15 protein-coding genes and 1 pseudogene are annotated in these 15,655 nt (G+C 61.9%); 9 read left to right on the top strand and 7 right to left on the bottom strand.

The window, feature by feature from the left end:
* The 3 genes and pseudogenes from JWR98_RS27200 to JWR98_RS27190 form a co-directional block, all read right to left on the bottom strand.
* Positions 1-243, bottom strand: a pseudogene (locus JWR98_RS27200) (GTP cyclohydrolase I); the annotation flags it as partial.
* Positions 244-263: 20 nt separating this feature from the next.
* Positions 264-974 carry a dihydromonapterin reductase gene (gene folM / locus JWR98_RS27195; RefSeq protein WP_078734615.1) on the bottom strand — a complete coding sequence of 237 codons (711 nt, stop codon included), beginning with the start codon at positions 972-974 and terminating at the stop codon, positions 264-266.
* A gap of 57 nt (positions 975-1,031) precedes the next feature.
* On the bottom strand, positions 1,032-1,592 hold the full coding sequence (locus JWR98_RS27190; RefSeq protein ID WP_078734614.1) for a putative antibiotic biosynthesis monooxygenase: 561 nt from the start codon (positions 1,590-1,592) through the stop codon (positions 1,032-1,034).
* Positions 1,593-1,818: 226 nt separating this feature from the next.
* On the opposite strand from JWR98_RS27190, the gene JWR98_RS27185 reads away from it, so the two are divergent.
* Positions 1,819-2,778: a MerR family transcriptional regulator gene (locus tag JWR98_RS27185; protein ID WP_078734613.1), complete on the top strand. Its 960-nt coding sequence runs from the start codon at positions 1,819-1,821 to the stop codon at positions 2,776-2,778.
* A 3-nt stretch (positions 2,779-2,781) separates the two neighbouring features.
* Here JWR98_RS27185 and JWR98_RS27180 read toward each other — a convergent pair whose 3' ends face one another.
* On the bottom strand, positions 2,782-3,387 hold the full coding sequence (locus JWR98_RS27180; protein ID WP_078734612.1) for a hypothetical protein: 606 nt from the start codon (positions 3,385-3,387) through the stop codon (positions 2,782-2,784).
* 57 nt (positions 3,388-3,444) lie between these two features.
* Positions 3,445-3,912 carry a PAS domain S-box protein gene (locus JWR98_RS27175; RefSeq protein WP_003176023.1) on the bottom strand — a complete coding sequence of 156 codons (468 nt, stop codon included), beginning with the start codon at positions 3,910-3,912 and terminating at the stop codon, positions 3,445-3,447.
* A gap of 129 nt (positions 3,913-4,041) precedes the next feature.
* On the opposite strand from JWR98_RS27175, the gene JWR98_RS27170 reads away from it, so the two are divergent.
* The 4 genes from JWR98_RS27170 to JWR98_RS27155 all read left to right on the top strand — a co-directional run bounded on the left by JWR98_RS27170 (position 4,042) and on the right by JWR98_RS27155 (position 7,394).
* The gene (locus JWR98_RS27170; protein ID WP_078734611.1) at positions 4,042-4,497 is read left to right on the top strand and encodes a flavodoxin; all 456 of its coding nucleotides are present in this window, start codon (positions 4,042-4,044) and stop codon (positions 4,495-4,497) included.
* Positions 4,498-4,679: 182 nt separating this feature from the next.
* A complete protein-coding gene (locus tag JWR98_RS27165) occupies positions 4,680-5,462 on the top strand; it encodes a class II aldolase/adducin family protein (protein ID WP_078734610.1) in 783 nt (260 codons plus the stop codon).
* Positions 5,462-6,364, top strand: coding sequence for an alpha/beta fold hydrolase (locus tag JWR98_RS27160; RefSeq protein WP_205491695.1), 903 nt, complete (start codon positions 5,462-5,464; stop codon positions 6,362-6,364). Before JWR98_RS27165 ends, JWR98_RS27160 begins: the two co-directional genes overlap by 1 nt.
* Positions 6,365-6,482: 118 nt before the next feature.
* Positions 6,483-7,394 carry an SDR family oxidoreductase gene (locus JWR98_RS27155; protein WP_205491693.1) on the top strand — a complete coding sequence of 304 codons (912 nt, stop codon included), beginning with the start codon at positions 6,483-6,485 and terminating at the stop codon, positions 7,392-7,394.
* 128 nt (positions 7,395-7,522) lie between these two features.
* Here JWR98_RS27155 and JWR98_RS27150 read toward each other — a convergent pair whose 3' ends face one another.
* Positions 7,523-7,798: a hypothetical protein gene (locus tag JWR98_RS27150; RefSeq protein WP_205491691.1), complete on the bottom strand. Its 276-nt coding sequence runs from the start codon at positions 7,796-7,798 to the stop codon at positions 7,523-7,525.
* A gap of 79 nt (positions 7,799-7,877) precedes the next feature.
* On the opposite strand from JWR98_RS27150, the gene JWR98_RS27145 reads away from it, so the two are divergent.
* The 3 genes from JWR98_RS27145 to JWR98_RS27135 all read left to right on the top strand — a co-directional run bounded on the left by JWR98_RS27145 (position 7,878) and on the right by JWR98_RS27135 (position 13,730).
* On the top strand, positions 7,878-9,659 hold the full coding sequence (locus JWR98_RS27145) for a DUF1302 domain-containing protein (RefSeq protein ID WP_078734607.1): 1,782 nt from the start codon (positions 7,878-7,880) through the stop codon (positions 9,657-9,659).
* 26 nt (positions 9,660-9,685) lie between these two features.
* Positions 9,686-11,044 carry a DUF1329 domain-containing protein gene (locus JWR98_RS27140; RefSeq protein ID WP_003176014.1) on the top strand — a complete coding sequence of 453 codons (1,359 nt, stop codon included), beginning with the start codon at positions 9,686-9,688 and terminating at the stop codon, positions 11,042-11,044.
* 184 nt (positions 11,045-11,228) lie between these two features.
* The gene (locus JWR98_RS27135) at positions 11,229-13,730 is read left to right on the top strand and encodes a LuxR C-terminal-related transcriptional regulator (protein ID WP_205491689.1); all 2,502 of its coding nucleotides are present in this window, start codon (positions 11,229-11,231) and stop codon (positions 13,728-13,730) included.
* Here the strand turns inward: JWR98_RS27135 and JWR98_RS27130 are convergent.
* Positions 13,727-14,599 (bottom strand): helix-turn-helix domain-containing protein, encoded by an 873-nt coding sequence (locus tag JWR98_RS27130; protein WP_078734605.1) that lies wholly within the window; start codon positions 14,597-14,599, stop codon positions 13,727-13,729. The genes JWR98_RS27135 and JWR98_RS27130 overlap by 4 nt on opposite strands.
* Before the next feature lie 139 nt (positions 14,600-14,738).
* Here JWR98_RS27130 and JWR98_RS27125 point away from each other — a divergent pair, with 139 nt between their 5' ends.
* Entirely contained in the window at positions 14,739-15,650 is a 912-nt protein-coding gene (locus JWR98_RS27125) for a DMT family transporter (RefSeq protein ID WP_205491687.1), read from the top strand.
* Positions 15,651-15,655 lie beyond the last annotated feature (5 nt).

Below are 15,655 nucleotides of genomic sequence, written 5' to 3'. Positions count from 1 at the left end.
GGCAGCAGGTGGTGTTCGCACAGCGAGTAACAACTCGATGTCCTTGAGAATCACCATCTCGTCATTGTCGGAAGCGAACAGTGCGCCGTTGACGATGGTTTCCAGGTTTTGCTCGTAGCCATGACACAGGTATTGCATGGCCTTGGCGGCGCGTTTGGGGGTATCGAGCAGACCTTCGCGCTCCGGGTCTTCACCCAAGCCCTTGAGAATCTCACGGTAATGGTGGGGCAGGGATAAAGTCATACAACATCCTCACAAACGGCTTACTTGATATGCCGCCCGCCGTTGACGGTCAGGGTGGTACCGGTGACATAGGGGTTGTCCAGCAGGTAACGCACGCTCTGGTAGATCACCTCGGGTCCGGGCTCGATGCCCAGGGCCGACTTGGCCAGGACCTTGGCGCGGTAGGCCGCGTCGTCGTCCTCGTTGAACATCACCATCGCCGGGGCGATGCCGTTGACCTTGATTCGCGGCGCAAACTGCGCGGCAAATGACAGCGTCAGGCTGTCGAGCCCGGCCTTGGTGGCGCAATAGGCGATGTGCTGGCGACTGCCCTTGCGCACCACATCGTCGCTGATGTGCACGATGTCGGCAGGTGATGAGCGTTGCAGCAAAGGTGAACAATGCAGGTTGATCAGGTACGGCGCAAGCATGTGTACGCTGAACATGTCGGTAAACGCGCGACTTTCGTCGCCAGGCGCTTCCGCGACCCAGGCTGAGGCGTTGTGGATGATCGCACGCAGGCTTTGAGCGTGGGTGTTCAGTTCAGCGATGAACGCCAGTATCCCGGCCTCGCTGGAGAGGTCCGCAAAGATGCCGATAGCACCCCGTTCGCGCAGGGCCTGCACGCCGGGGCGTTCGCTGCGGTAGCTGAAAATCACCGGCTGGCCCTCGTCCAGCAGGCGCAGGGCGCAATGCAGGCCGACACGCTGGCCGGCGCCGGTGATCAGGATCGGGGCGTTCGTTGCAGTCATGGGAGGCTCGCATCGCTGGCAGGCTCGAATGATACCAGCGACGGGCCGCCCCTGTACTCACGCCGCCGCTTCGGCGGCCTTGCGTGGGGCCGGCGCGGGATGCAGCCAATTCGCCAGCAGATGCGTCGAGAGCGGAATAAACAGGTAAACCATCAACGGCGTGAGCGCGAGGGTACTGACCAGCACGCGCGGCACCAGGTCCAGGTGATTGAGCAACGGGCCCAGCACGAAGTTGAACAGCAGCGACACCGGGAAAAACGCCAGCCAGATCGCCACCGCCTGCTTCCAGCGTGGCGGCCTTGCGCCGACCGCGCCGAACCAGCCGTCGATGCCCCGCACGCGGTGCTCGGATGGGTCGGCAAACAGCTCGCTGCCGCGGCTCAACCAGGCACTGCGGGAAGCGGAAAACTCCCAGGCATGCAGGGTCTTTTCATCGGCGAAGCGGAAAATGATCTGGAATTCATCGTCGTGGGGCGGCGGTGCGAGCACGCCCGAGCCCAGGTAGCCGGGAAAGTCCGTGGCCAGTTGCTCGCCTTCGCGCAGCCAGGCCATCAATTCTTCGTAGCGTCCTTTGGCGACGCGGCGCGCAACCATCAAGGTGACGGGTGAGGTAGACATTGTGTATCTCCAGATGTACGGATGCGCTCAACCGGGTAGGTGGCGCACGGACGAGGCTGCGGGGTGGTGCAGCGACGTGGCTCTTTTTTACAGGAGCAGACAGGCAAGAATTATTCCTGTTTTTGCGCAATACGCCAGCGGCATTGGTCCGAAATGTAACAGGCTTGAAAAAGACAGGTTTAAAGGCGTTAAATGAGCCCCCAATCAGCGCTGGTTTTTGGTACCCATGCCCGTGACACATGCCACCGTTAGTAGCGATTCGCATCTAGAATCGGATGCTTCCGAGCAACTGTATCCGATTCGTGAAGTCTCCAGATTGACAGGTGTAAACCCGGTCACCTTGCGTGCCTGGGAGCGCCGTTATGGGCTGATTCAGCCCGTACGCACCGAAAGCGGGCATCGTCTCTACTCCAGGGCCGACATCGCCACCGTGGATCGTATCCTCGACTGGATCGAACGCGGGGTGGCGGTAAGCAAAGTGGGCAAGATTCTCGCCCGCGACGATCAGCAGGCCGAAGCGGTGCGTACCGAGCGTGACACTGTCGAGCAAAACGAATGGTCGCAGTGGCGCACACGCCTTTTGAGCGCCATCACGGCGTTCGATGATCAGCAACTGGAGAGCCTCTACGGGCGGATTGTCGCTTCTTACCCCCTGAGCGTTGCGTTCCAGGACATCCTCATGCCGCTCTGGAACGAGCTGCTGCGCCACCAGGGGCGTTTCGGCCAGACCAGCGAATGGCTGTTTTTCGACGCCTTCCTGCGCGTACAGACCTTTTTGCGCCTGCACGTCGCCAGCGCATCACCGGCGCCCAGGGTTTTGTTGACGGCGATGCCGGGCGAGTGCCGCAAGTTGGAACTGCTGGTGACGGCGCTCTTACTCAGTCGTGAGGACCTGGCCGTGAAGGTGTTGGGCATGGGCCAGCCGCTGGATGAGTTGACACTGGTCTGTGAAAAGATCCGTCCCCAGGCACTGGTCATCTATTCCAATCATTCGCACAACAATGATCTGGTGGGGCGCTTGAGCCGTTTGGCATTGACGCTTGATTGCCCGGTGTTTCTGGCCGGTGCGGCGTCAGACCTGGCCCAGGCAGAGTTGGCGGGCTCTTCGATCGGCTGCCTGGGCAATGAAGGGCGCCTGATGCAGCGCCGTCTGCAACAGTTCCTCAGCGGTAACCTGGATACCTGAGTGTCAGGCGTGCACGTGGGGATGGATCAGGCGGTGCTGATGCAGGATGAACTGGCGCAGACGCTCGGTTTCATCCGCATCGCCCAGGCTCAGGCGGTAGGCGAACAGGCCCCGGGCGGTTTCCCGCTCCAGCGTCCCGCGCACCGCAATGCGTTCGTAACCGGAAGGGCTGAACCACAGGGAAAAGGTTTTCGGCGGCTTGATGCGGCCGCGAACCTCAATCAGCACACCCTTGAATGACACTTCATGTACCCACAGCGCGCTCGAGTTGCCTCTGACGTTCTCCAGGGCCACGGGGGCCTCAAGCGCCAGACGCCAGGGGCGAATCATCGGCCCGTCCTCGAAAATGCTCGGCACGCCCAGGCGCAGGTGCATCGCATTGAACTCATCCTCCACCAGGTGGAGGGGAAAGGTCAGTTGCTGGTTTTCGAACTGCGCCTGGATGGTGAGGTGATCGTGGGCGGCCAGGCGGGTGAGCAAGTCGCGAATCTGTACGCCGCCGTTGACGGTCAGGCTCGACGAAGCATCCCGCTGGTTCAGTTGCGGGTTGTGCTGCATGCTCTGAATGAAATCCAGCTCATCCTGGGTGAGAAGCGCGTTGCGTGGCATCACGATGGCTCAAGTGGGGTATTAAAATGCCATTATCCCCTCTGGTGATTCATTTATCTAAATTTTGTTGGATCCGCTGGTCGACTTGAGCGCCGCCAACTCAGCCTTGACCCCGGCCAGTTCCGCTTCCAGCTGTGTAACCCGTTGCTGGGCCTTGACCTGAAGCGTGACGTCCTTTTGCACACCGACGAAATACGTCTGCCTGTCGGCCGCGTTATACACCGAAGACAGCGACAGTTCGTTCCAGAAGTGGCTGCCATCCTTGCGGTAGTTGCGCAGGATTTCGCGGCAGGAACCGCCATCCTCCAAGGCTTCGCGAATCGCCATCAGGGCCGGCTGGTCGCGGTCGCCGGACTGCAGGAAGCGGCAGTCCTGATAGAGGATTTCATCCAGCGTATAGCCGGTCAGCCGTTCGAAAGCCGGGTTGACGTAAATCAGCGGCTTGTCCTTGCCTTCGCGTTCGGCGACCACAATGCCGTCGTTGGAAGCGTTGACGACCATTTGCATCAGCTTGGCATTAATCATTGAGCGATCCGTGGCTTTTATGTGCAAAGGAGCAGTTTATGGCAACTTCGGAATCTTGCACGACGGGCCCCGAAATATTTGCGTCGCTGTTAATATCCCAGGCTTTCACTCAACTACAGGATCAGATTGATGAAAGTCGCCATCCTTTCCGGCTCGGTGTACGGCACGGCGGAAGAAGTTGCCCGCCACGCCGCAGGCATCCTCACTAAGGCCGGTTTTGAAACCTGGCACAACCCGCGCGCCACCTTGGCCGACGTGCAGGCCTTTGCCCCGGACGCCTTCCTGGCCGTGACCTCCACCACCGGCATGGGTGAGTTGCCCGACAACCTGCAACCCCTGTACTCGACGATTCGCGATCAGTTGCCCGCCGCCTGGCGCGGCCTGCCCGGTGCGGTGATCGGCCTGGGTGACGCCAGCTACGGCGATACCTTCTGTGGCGGCGGCGAACAGATGCGCGAGCTGTTCGGCGAGTTGGGTGTGCGAGAAGTACTGCCGATGCTGCGCCTGGATGCCAGCGAAAGCGTCACCCCGGAATCCGACGCCGAGCCTTGGCTGGCAGAACTGGTCGCGGCCCTGCGTGAGTAACCGGACCGGCTGATGATTGACGGCGTTTCTCTGGCGCCGTTTATACGTATTTAAACTATTCTCAAGGCTGACCCGCACGGTCATCAAGCTGGCTGCGAAGGCAACTCCTTGGGCCTGGGTGTCTGACTAGACTGGGCCCACCACTCAAAAAACAATAAGAAAGTGCGTCAAGGAGATTCACCGTGAGCATAGCCCCCGTTCTATCGCCACAGAATGTCAAAGACCAGGTCAGCGCTGCCGAATGGCAAACCCGTGTCGACCTGGCGGCTTGCTATCGCCTGGTGGCGATGCATGGCTGGGATGACCTGATCTTCACGCATATTTCGGCCAAGGTGCCGGGCACCGATGATTTTTTGATCAACCCCTACGGGCTGATGTTCCACGAAATCACGGCGTCGAGCCTGGTCAAGGTCGACCAGGCGGGTAACAAATTGATGGACAGCCCTTACGAGATCAACCCGGCCGGCTACACGATCCACAGCGCCATCCACGAGGTGCGTCACGATGTGACCTGTGTGCTGCACACCCATACCGCCGCCGGTGTTGCGGTGGCCGCGCAAAAGCAGGGCGTGTTGCCGATCAGCCAGCAATCGATCTTCGTGCTGTCGAGCCTGGCCTATCACGCCTACGAAGGTGTGGCACTGAACCACGAAGAGAAGGCGCGCCTGCAGGCCGACCTGGGCGAGAATAATTTCCTGATGCTGCACAACCATGGCCTGCTGACCTGCGCCAGCACCATCGCCGATACCTTCCTGATGATGTTCACGTTCCAGCGCGCCTGCGATATCCAGGTGCTGGCGCAAAACGGCGGCGCTGAACTGATTCCCATCGGCCCGCAGATTCTGGCGGGCGCCAAAGCCATGGTGGCGGCTGTCACAAAGAGTGCTCAAGGTATGGGGGGCGCGCTGGCCTGGCCGGCGTTGCTACGCAAATTGGACGCTCAAGATCCTGGGTATAGAAACTGATGCCACTCGCCGAGATTCCGCTCAGAGCCTGGCGCAAACGCGGCCAGAGTTTCGACTTTCGCGGCCGCACCATCCGTTATTGGGTGGCGGGGCAGGGCGAGCCGTTGCTGCTGATCCATGGCTTCCCCACAGCCAGTTGGGACTGGCATTACCTGTGGCAACCGTTGGCTCAGCATCACCTGGTCATCGCCTGCGACATGCTCGGTTTTGGCGATTCGGCCAAGCCGCTGGACCATGGCTATTGCCTGCTGGAGCAGGCGGATTTGCAACAAGCCCTGCTCGAACACCTTCGGGTCGAGCAGCCGGTGCATGTGCTGGCCCATGACTACGGCGACAGCGTCGCCCAGGAACTGTTGGCTCGCCACTATGAGGGCCGGTTCCAGATGGCCAGTGGTGTGTTTCTCAACGGTGGACTGTTCCCTGAAACCCATCGCCCGGCGTTGGTACAAAAACTCTTGCTCAGCCCGCTGGGCTGGATGATCGGGCGTGCCTTTGGGCGTAATGCCCTGGCGAACAGCTTCAATGAGATTTTCGGCCGGGATACCCGCCCCAGCGAGAGCGCACTGGATGATTTCTGGAGCCTGATCGAGTGCAACGACGGCACGCGCATCCTGCATAAGTTGATTGCCTACATTCCCCAGCGTCGGCGTCTGCGCGACCGGTGGGTGGCGGCGATGCAGCAGGGTGAAGTGCCGTTGCGCGTGATCGCGGGGGAAGTCGACCCGATTTCCGGTGCGCATATGGTCGAGCGTTACCGTCAACTGGTGTCCCATGCCGACACGGTGCTGCTGAGCCATATCGGGCACTATCCGCAGATCGAGGCGCCGGTGCAGGTGCTCAAGCATTACCTGGCATTTCGTGATCGCATCCGCAAGGTTGAGTCGCGCATGGCTTATTCCTGAGCCGCAGGATCATCCCCCAGCCTTATCGAGCACCATTCAGCCCTGGCCGACTTTATTGTGACCGGCGGCTGCGTGCCTGACACTCGACCCATTCCCATCGTCGCCATTGGAGTTCGGTATGAGTGAGTCAGTGCAGTTCCAGGATAAGGTCGTGATCGTCACCGGTGCCGGCGGCGGATTGGGCCGGGCCCATGCGCTGCTGTTCGCCAGATACGGGGCCAAGGTGCTGGTCAACGATCTCGGTGGTTCTACCCAGGGCGAAGGCGCCAATGCGTCGGCGGCTGATCGGGTAGTGGCCGAAATCCGCGCGGCGGGCGGTATCGCCGAGGCTAACCATGACTCTGTCACCGAGGGTGACAAAATCGTACAGCACGCCCTCGACGTGTTTGGTCGCATCGACGTAGTGGTCAACAATGCCGGCATCCTGCGCGACAAAACCTTCCACAAGATGGATGACGCTGACTGGGACCTGGTTTACCGAGTGCACGTCGAAGGCGCTTACAAAGTCACCCGCGCCGCCTGGCCCCACCTGCGTGAGCAAGGCTATGGCCGCGTGATTTTCACCGCGTCCACCTCGGGTATCTACGGCAACTTCGGGCAGTCCAACTACGGCATGGCCAAGCTTGGCCTGTATGGTCTGACACGTACCCTGGCGCTGGAAGGGCGCAAGAACAACATCCTGGTCAACGCCATCGCGCCTACCGGCGGCACGCGCATGACCGAAGGCCTGATCCCGCCGCAGGTCTTCGAGCGTCTCAAGCCGGAGCTGGTCAGCCCGCTGGTGGTGTACCTGGGCAGCGAGGCGTGCCAGGAAACTTCGGGTCTGTTTGAAGTGGGCGGCGGTTGGATCGGCAAGACCCGCTGGGAGCGCAGCCTGGGCGTGGGGTTTGATCCCGAGGCCGGCTTTTCGCCCGACGAGGTGGCGGCACACTGGCAGCAGATCTGTGACTTCGAAGGCGCTGCTCATCCCAAGGACAACATTGAAGCGTTGAAGGAGATGATGGCCAACTTGCAGAAATACAGCTTGTGATCGTTGCTTGAACACCGTTGAATCTAACGGGGCGCTGAAGGCGCCCCGTTTTATTTTTGGCATAAAAAAGGCCGCTGCAAACGCAGCGGCCGAAGTAAGACGTTGGATCAAGGAGCGACAAATCAACGTCAGTGAACAGCGGTAACAGATTGAAAAAAAGCATCAATCCATTTGAGTCTGGCTTTTCTTCCGGTGTCGGAAGCGGGCGGTTTGCCCTGAAAGCCCGGCCAGAATAGTCGCTTGTCACTGAATGAGTAATAGCGGTTCGGGACAATGACTGTTACTGAAATGGCAACAGTCGTGGGCGGCGCCATCCATTCCCCTGATAACCCGCTATCCAGCCGATGCATGTCATCGTCCAGACCCAGGCCAGAGCGCCCGGTAATCCTTTCGAGCGACAGCACGAATCCCTCCTTGGTGCGCTTATCGCTCCCGATGCGCGGCAGTAGGGTGAAGCCTTCTGTCACTCACCGGGGAAGACGCATGACAAAAACAACAATGCGCGCCATCTTCACGCCACAGGCGCTGGCCGCTGCGGTTGCCTTGGGTTGCTGTGCCCAGGCACAGGCTGTTTCGTTCAACATTGGCGAGATCGAAGGGCAATTCGACTCCTCGCTGTCGGTGGGCGCGAGTTGGGGCATGCGCGATGCCGACAAGAGCCTGGTCGGCACCGTCAACGGCGGCACGGGGCAGGCGTCCACCGGGGATGACGGACGTCTGAACTTCAAGAAGGGCGAGACCTTCTCCAAGATCTTCAAGGGCCTGCACGACCTGGAGCTGAAGTACGGCGACACCGGTGTGTTCGTACGCGGCAAGTACTGGTACGACTTCGAGCTCAAGGACGAAGACCGCGAGTTCAAGCAGATCAGCGACCACAATCGCAAGGAAGGCGCCAAGTCCAGCGGTGCGCAGATCCTCGATGCCTTCGTCTACCACAACTACTCCCTCGGCGATCTGCCTGGCACCGTGCGCGCCGGCAAGCAGGTGGTCAGTTGGGGCGAAAGCACCTTCATTGGCAACTCCATCAACAGCATCAACCCGATCGACGTGTCGGCGTTCCGCCGGCCAGGCGCCGAGATCAAGGAAGGCCTGATCCCGGTGAACATGTTGTTCGCCTCCCAAAGCCTCACCAACCAACTGACCGTGGAAGGCTTCTACCAGCTGGAATGGGACCAAACCGTACTGGACAACTGCGGCACCTTCTTCGGCGGTGACGTGGCGGCAGATGGCTGCACCGGCAACTACACGGTGGGCAGCCCGGGGATTGCGCCGCTGCAACCGATTGCCGCCGCCCGTGGCCAAGGCTTCGTGGTGACCCGCGAAGGCGTGGTGGTGCAGCGTGCCGGCGACCGTGATGCACGGGATTCCGGCCAGTTCGGCGCCGCCTTGCGCTGGCTGGGTGACGACACCGAATACGGCCTGTACTTCATGAACTACCACAGCCGTACTCCGACCGTGGGCACCCTTACCGCCAATACCAACCTGGCGACCATCGGCGCGATCAGTGCCGCCACCCCGGCGGCCTTCCGTGGCGCCCTGGCCCAGAGCACCATGCTCGGTCGTGGCCAGTACTATCTGGATTACCCGGAAGACATCCGCCTGTTCGGTGCGAGCTTCTCCACTACCTTGCCCACTGGCACCGCGTGGACCGGCGAGATCAGCTACCGGCCCAACGCCCCGGTGCAACTCAACACCACCGACCTGACCCTGGCACTGGTCAACCCGATAGCCAACCAGACGGCCTCGCCCATCCGCAGCAATTTCGGCAGCGACAACAAAGGCTATCGCCGCAAGGAAATCACCCAGATCCAAAGCTCCATGACCCAGTTCTTCGACCAGGTGCTGGGCGCCGAACGCCTGACACTGGTGGGCGAAGCAGCCGTGGTGCACGTGGCCGGCCTGGAAGACAAATCCAAACTGCGTTACGGCCGCGATTCGGTGTACGGCGCTTATGGCTTCCAGGGTGACACCGACGGTTTCGTCACCTCCACCTCCTGGGGCTACCGCGCGCGGGCGATCCTGGACTACAACAACGCGATTGCCGGGGTGAACCTCAAGCCCAACCTGTCCTGGTCCCATGACGTGGCCGGCTACGGCCCCAATGGTCTGTTCAACAAAGGCGCCAAGGCCATCAGCGTCGGCGTGGATGCGGATTACCGCAGCACCTACACCGCCAGCCTCAGCTACACCGACTTCTTTGGCGGCGACTACAACACCCTGACCGACCGTGACTTCCTCGCCCTCAGCTTCGGCGTGAACTTCTGATTTGGCTTAAAGAAGGACAAGAACCTATGCGTAAGACAATTGCAGTGCTGGCCCTGAGTCTGTTGGCCGCCCACGTGATGGCGGCGGTGTCGCCGGAAGAAGCCGCCAAGCTGGGCACCACCCTCACGCCGGTCGGTGCCGAAAAGGCCGGCAACGCCGACGGCTCGATCCCGGCCTGGACCGGCGGCATCCCCAAAAACGCCGGCGCGGTGGACAGCAAAGGCTTCCTGGCCGACCCGTTCGCCAGTGAAAAACCGTTGTTCGTGATCACCGCCGCCACCGTCGACAAGTACAAGGACAAACTCTCCGACGGCCAGGTGGCGATGTTCAAGCGTTACCCCGAGACCTACAAGATCCCGGTGTACCCAAGCCATCGCACGGTCAACCTGCCGGCGGATATCTACGAGTCGATCAAGCGCAGCGCGTTGAACGTCAAGGCGATCAACGACGGTAACGGCCTGGAGAACTTCACCGGCAACCGTTACTACGCGTTCCCGATTCCGAAGAACGGCGTGGAGGTGTTGTGGAACCACATCACCCGTTACCACGGCGGCAATCTGCGCCGCATCATCACCCAGGCCACCCCGCAAACCAACGGCAGCTACACGCCGATCCGCTTCGAAGAAGAAGTGGCCGTGCCGCAAGCGATCCCGGATATCGACCCGGCCAAGGCCGCCAACGTGCTGAGCTATTTCAAGCAATCGGTCACCGCCCCGGCGCGCCTGGCGGGCAACGTGCTACTGGTGCATGAAACCCTCGATCAGGTGAAAGAGCCACGCCTGGCCTGGATCTACAACGCCGGCCAGCGTCGCGTGCGGCGTGCGCCGCAAGTGTCCTACGACGGCCCGGGCACTGCATCCGATGGCCTGCGCACCACCGACAACTTCGACATGTTCTCCGGCGCCCCCGACCGCTACGACTGGAAGCTGGTGGGCAAAAAAGAGATGTACATCCCCTACAACAGCTACAAGCTCGACTCGCCAACGCTCAAATACGACGACATCATCAAGGCCGGCCACATCAACCAGGACCTGACCCGCTACGAGTTGCACCGGGTGTGGGAAGTGGTCGGCACGGTCAAGCCCAGCGAGCGGCATATCTACGCCAAGCGGCATATGTACATCGACGAAGACAGCTGGCAAGTCGCGCTGGTGGATCACTACGACGGCCGTGGTCAGCTGTGGCGGGTTGCCGAAGGGCATGCGCAGTTCTACTACGATCACCAGGTACCGGCCTACACCGTCGAAACCCTGTATGACCTGATCGCCGGGCGCTACATCGCGCTGGGCATGAAGAACGAGGAGAAGAGCAGCTTCGTGTTCGGCTTCGCGGCCAAGGCGGCGGACTACACCCCGGCGGCCTTGAGGGCTGAAGGCGTACGCTGATCCCAGTTTGAAATGCTATCCAATGTGGGAGGGGGCTTGCCCCCCCCCTCCCACGCTGGTTTTTTACACATTCGGTTTTGTGCATGGCCTTCAATCACCCCGCTGAATACTTCTTCAACAACCGCCCACCACAGGACTAGGGTACGCATCAGGTTGCATAACAATAAAAACGCAGGATGCAGCAATGACCGCCATGACACGCTGCCTGGACCGTCCTGGATTCATGCCTCGGCTGTCCGCCCACCATTTGCTGCGCCCGCGCCTGGCCGAGCCTTTGCTGGCGTCGCAGGTGCGGGTCAAGTTGTTGTGCGCACCCGGCGGCAGCGGCAAGAGTGCCTTGCTCGCCGAATGCGCATTGCAGGCGCCGACGGGCTGCCAGGTGTACTGGCTGCCGCTCAATGGCGCTGTCCTCAGCCCGCTCGATCTGTGCCAGCGCCTGGCGCAGAACCTGGGCCTGACGTTTACCGATGAAGCCACCTTGCTGTTCGACCTCAGCCGCTGGCAAGCGCCGGCCTGGCTGTTCCTCGATGATTTCTGCCGCCTGCCCGCCCCCGACACCGATGCCTTGCTCGACCGCCTGCTCACCGCCAGCAGCCCGGCGCTGACCTGGTGGCTGGGCGCGCGACGGCGGCCGGTGTGCAACTGGCCGCGGCTGCTGCTCGACGATGAGCTGCTCGAATGCGGCGCCGAACTGGCGTTTACCCCGGCGGAAATCCAGCCGCTGCTCAACCACGCGCCCGGGCAATCGGTCGACAGCGTGCTGCAGTTCAGCGCCGGCTGGTGCGCCGGTGTGCGTATTGCCTTGCTGGGTGATGGCCATCCCGACAAAACCCTGCTCGACTATCTACAACACGAACTTTTCAGCACCTTGCCGCCCGAACTGACACAGGCGTGGCAGGTGCTGGCCCATTTGCCGCGTTTTAACGTCGGCCTGTGCGAGTACCTGTTCGGCGCGGGGGAGGGTGATCAGTATTTGCGCGATCTGCAGGCACTCGGTGCGTTTATCCAGCCGTGGGAAGACACCGACTGGCTACAGGTTTTCCCGCCGCTGGCGCGGTTGATGCGCGATGCTCCCTGGCCGGCCAAGCGTTCGTGGCATCGACGGGCCTGCCAGTGGTTCTGTGCCGAACAGGATTGGCAGGCCGCCTTCGAGCAGGCGCTGCTGGCCGAAGAATATGAAATGGCCGTGAGTCTGTTGCAGCACTTCAGTTTTGAGGACCTGTTCCGCCAACACAACGCGGCGCTGTTGCTGCATCTGCATGAACAACATGGCGATGAATTGATGCTCGGCTCGGCGCAATTGGTCGGGCTGGTGACCGCAGCGTTGCTGTTTGCCGGGCGCTTCGACCAGGCGGCGGTGTGTATTGATCAGCTCTCGCGGTTTGCCCCACAACCGTCAGCGGCCAAACAGCGACACCTGCTCGCGCGTTGGCAGGCGCAGTGGGGCTGGTTGTTGCACCTGGGCGGCGACGCCGAGCGCTCGCGCGCGCATTTTCTGGAGGCGCTGCACGCCTTGCCCGACAGCGCCTGGACCTCGCGCCTGATGTGCCTGTCGGGGCTGACCCAGCAAGCCTTGCTGCGTGGTGAACTGGACGTCGCCCAGGGCCTGAACCGTGAAGCGTTGTGCCTGGCCCGTGCCCATGGCTCATTGTTGTTGGAGGCCCTGCTCGAGCTGGATCACGCGCAGTTGCTGGAACAGCGCGGCGCGCCGTATCGGGCGCAAAGCCTGCTGGAAGGGGTGCAGGCGATGTTGCTCAAGCAACGGCTTGACGCGGGGCCGCTGGTGGGACGTATCGCGCTGCGCCGTGGGCATCTGGCCCTGCGCCAGGGGCAGGACAGCCTGGCCGTCGAGTGTTTCGAGAGCGGCATGAAGATGTGCCTGCATAGCCAGGACAAGCGCGTGCTCTATGGGTTTCTGGGCCTGGCGCTAGTGGCGGCTAATCATGGCGATTACGCCCAGGCCTTTTTCCAACTGCGCGAGGCCGAACGGCTGATGCAGCAACGTCAGGTGCCGGACACGGTGTACCGCGCGGTGCTGTTGTTGGTCAGTGGGCACTTCTGGTTGCAGCAGGGCCGCGCCGAATTGACCGTGGAAGCGGTGCGCCGCGTATTGCGCCACTTCCGTGGGCCCCAGGCTAAACAGGCACCGCCGGCCACCCTGGAATTGATCCCGCGTCTTGAGTACCTGTTGGTGCTGGCGGAGGTCAAGCTGGGCTGCGCCGAGCAACCGCTGGCGCGGCTCGGCGCGCTGCTGGAAACCACACACCAGCGCGGCATGCTCTGCCTGGAAACCGAACTGCACCTGGTGCTGGGTGAAGTGGCCTGGCAATTGGGCGACCCCGGCCTGGCGCGGCGCTCACTGCAAACCGGGCTGGAGCTGGCGGCGCGTTGCCAGGTGCAGCAGGCGATTCGCGAGCTGCGTTTGCGCGCGCCGGGGCTGCTCAGTGAGCTGGGCATGGAACCCCAGGCGTCGACCGCGGGCGTGGTGGAAAACCCCTTGAGCCAACGAGAACTGGAGGTGTTGCAGTTGATTGCCCTGGGCCGCTCCAACCTGCAAATTGCCGACCGGCTGTTTATCTCCCTGCACACCGTCAAGACCCACGCGCGGCGTATCCACAGCAAGCTTGGTGTGGAGCGGCGCACCCAGGCGGTGGCCAAGGCCAAGACCCTGGGGTTGATGGTTTAGCTGAAGGCCTGGCGGTAATCGCCAGGCGTGGCGCCCATGGCCTGGCGAAAGCGATGGGTGAAGTGGCTGGCGCTGGAAAAACCGCACAGCACGGCGATCTCGCCGAGGGGCAGGACGCCGCCGCGTAACAGGTGCTGCGCGCGGGTAAGCCGGCGCGCCAGCAGGTACTGGTGGGGCGGCAGGCCGAAGCTTTGGCGGAACATCCGCGCAAAATGGTATTCCGACAGCGCGCACGTCCCGGCCAATAGCCCGAGGCTGATCGGCTCTTCCAGGTGCTGGTCGATGTAGTCCACCAATAACCGTCGCTGGTACGCCGCCAGCCCGCCTTTGAGACGCAGGCCTTCGCGGGCGCCCACCTGGTTGAGCAAGGTGTGGCTGAGCAGTTCATGGGCCAGGCTGCTGGTCAGCAGGCGTTCGGCGGGTTCGTGCCAGTTGAGCGCGATCAACTGGTGGAAGCGCCGGGCCTGGCGGGCGTCTTCGAGGAAGGTGCTTTCACGCAACTCCAGCGTGCGCGGTTCGCGGTCGAGCAGGGTTATGCAGCCCAGGGCAAATTGCTCCGCGCTGAAATACACATGGGCCAGGCGGATCTCGCCGTTGATCACCCACGCCGACTGGTGCTCGGCCGGCAGAATGCACAACCTGTCGGGCCCGCCCTTGGTGCCTGGTTGGTCGCGCCGAAACGTGCCGGTGCCGCCGCCGATGTAACAGGACAAGGTGTGATGGCTGGGCGCCTGGTAATCCTGGGCATCATGGTGGTTGCTCCATAAGGCCGCGGACAAACCGTCACCGAGCTCGGCGCAGGCTTCAAGGCGTGCGTTGGGCGAGCGGTTAAGGGCTTGAAAAACGTGCAGCGATTCCAGGTCTGGCATGGTGAGTACTCTTTGACGCCTTGCATCCTACTCCGCGAGGCGGGTGCTGTGAGCCCGGCGCCCCGACAAAAGCGCAAGAATGTGCAAGAGCGTTGCACGGCTTGCGGGCGACACTGAGGCTCTATTGATGGAGCCCGCGATGAACCTTTCTCTGTATTTGCTCACTGTGCTGATCTGGGGCACCACCTGGATCGCCCTCAAATGGCAACTGGGCGTGGTGGCCATTCCTGTGTCCATTGTCTATCGCTTTGGCCTGGCGGCACTGGTGCTGTTTGTGCTGTTGCTGCTCAGCCGCAGGTTGCAGGTGATGAACCGGCGCGGGCACCTGATTTGCGTGGCTCAGGGCCTGTGCCTGTTCTGCGTCAACTTCATGTGCTTTTTGACCGCCAGCCAGTGGATCCCCAGCGGCCTGGTCGCGGTGGTGTTTTCCACGGCCACGCTGTGGAACGCGCTGAACGCCCGCGTATTTTTCGGCCAGCGCGTGGCGCGCAATGTGTTGATGGGCGGTGGCCTCGGGCTGGCCGGGTTGGGCTTGCTGTTCTGGCCGGAACTGGCGGGGCACACCGCCAGCCCGCAGACCTTGCTTGGCCTGGGTCTGGCGTTGCTGGGGACGATGTGTTTCTCGGCGGGCAATATGCTCTCGAGCCTGCAACAGAAGGCCGGGCTCAAGCCGTTGACCACCAATGCCTGGGGCATGGCCTATGGCGCTGCGATGCTGGCGACCTATTGCGCGGTGCGCGGGATTGCGTTTGAGATGGACTGGAGTGCGCGGTATATCGGCGCCTTGTGGTACCTGGTGATTCCCGGATCGGTGATCGGGTTTACCGCTTATTTGACCTTGGTAGGCCGCATGGGGCCGGAGCGGGCCGCGTATTGCACGGTGCTGTTTCCGGTGGTGGCGCTGAACGTGTCGGCGTTTGCCGAGGGCTACCAATGGACCGCGCCAGCGTTGGCGGGGTTGGTGCTGGTGATGCTGGGGAATGTGTTGGTGTTTCGTAAGCGTAAGGTGGCTCAGCCGGCGAAACCAATTCTTCAGGCAAGGCAGGTCTAGTGTGG

The sequence above is a fragment of the Pseudomonas lactucae genome (assembly GCF_016937615.1).
GTDB lineage: Bacteria > Pseudomonadota > Gammaproteobacteria > Pseudomonadales > Pseudomonadaceae > Aquipseudomonas > Aquipseudomonas lactucae.
The sequence above is the reverse complement of the archived record's forward strand: the minus strand, read 5'-3'. Positions and strand labels throughout refer to the sequence as shown.

Bases quoted from the DNA above. Each gene is read 5' to 3' on its own strand.
- JWR98_RS27145 (WP_078734607.1), top strand. From the start codon at position 7,878: ATGACAAAAACAACAATGCGCGCCATCTTCACGCCACAGGCGCTGGCC.
- JWR98_RS27175 (WP_003176023.1), bottom strand. From the start codon at position 3,912: ATGATTAATGCCAAGCTGATGCAAATGGTCGTCAACGCTTCCAACGAC.
- JWR98_RS27130 (WP_078734605.1), bottom strand. From the start codon at position 14,599: ATGCCAGACCTGGAATCGCTGCACGTTTTTCAAGCCCTTAACCGCTCG.
- folM (WP_078734615.1), bottom strand. From the start codon at position 974: ATGACTGCAACGAACGCCCCGATCCTGATCACCGGCGCCGGCCAGCGT.
- JWR98_RS27155 (WP_205491693.1), top strand. From the start codon at position 6,483: ATGAGTGAGTCAGTGCAGTTCCAGGATAAGGTCGTGATCGTCACCGGT.
- JWR98_RS27170 (WP_078734611.1), top strand. From the start codon at position 4,042: ATGAAAGTCGCCATCCTTTCCGGCTCGGTGTACGGCACGGCGGAAGAA.
- JWR98_RS27160 (WP_205491695.1), top strand. From the start codon at position 5,462: ATGCCACTCGCCGAGATTCCGCTCAGAGCCTGGCGCAAACGCGGCCAG.
- JWR98_RS27180 (WP_078734612.1), bottom strand. From the start codon at position 3,387: ATGCCACGCAACGCGCTTCTCACCCAGGATGAGCTGGATTTCATTCAG.
- JWR98_RS27190 (WP_078734614.1), bottom strand. From the start codon at position 1,592: ATGTCTACCTCACCCGTCACCTTGATGGTTGCGCGCCGCGTCGCCAAA.
- JWR98_RS27185 (WP_078734613.1), top strand. From the start codon at position 1,819: ATGCCCGTGACACATGCCACCGTTAGTAGCGATTCGCATCTAGAATCG.
- JWR98_RS27125 (WP_205491687.1), top strand. From the start codon at position 14,739: ATGAACCTTTCTCTGTATTTGCTCACTGTGCTGATCTGGGGCACCACC.
- JWR98_RS27140 (WP_003176014.1), top strand. From the start codon at position 9,686: ATGCGTAAGACAATTGCAGTGCTGGCCCTGAGTCTGTTGGCCGCCCAC.
- JWR98_RS27135 (WP_205491689.1), top strand. From the start codon at position 11,229: ATGACCGCCATGACACGCTGCCTGGACCGTCCTGGATTCATGCCTCGG.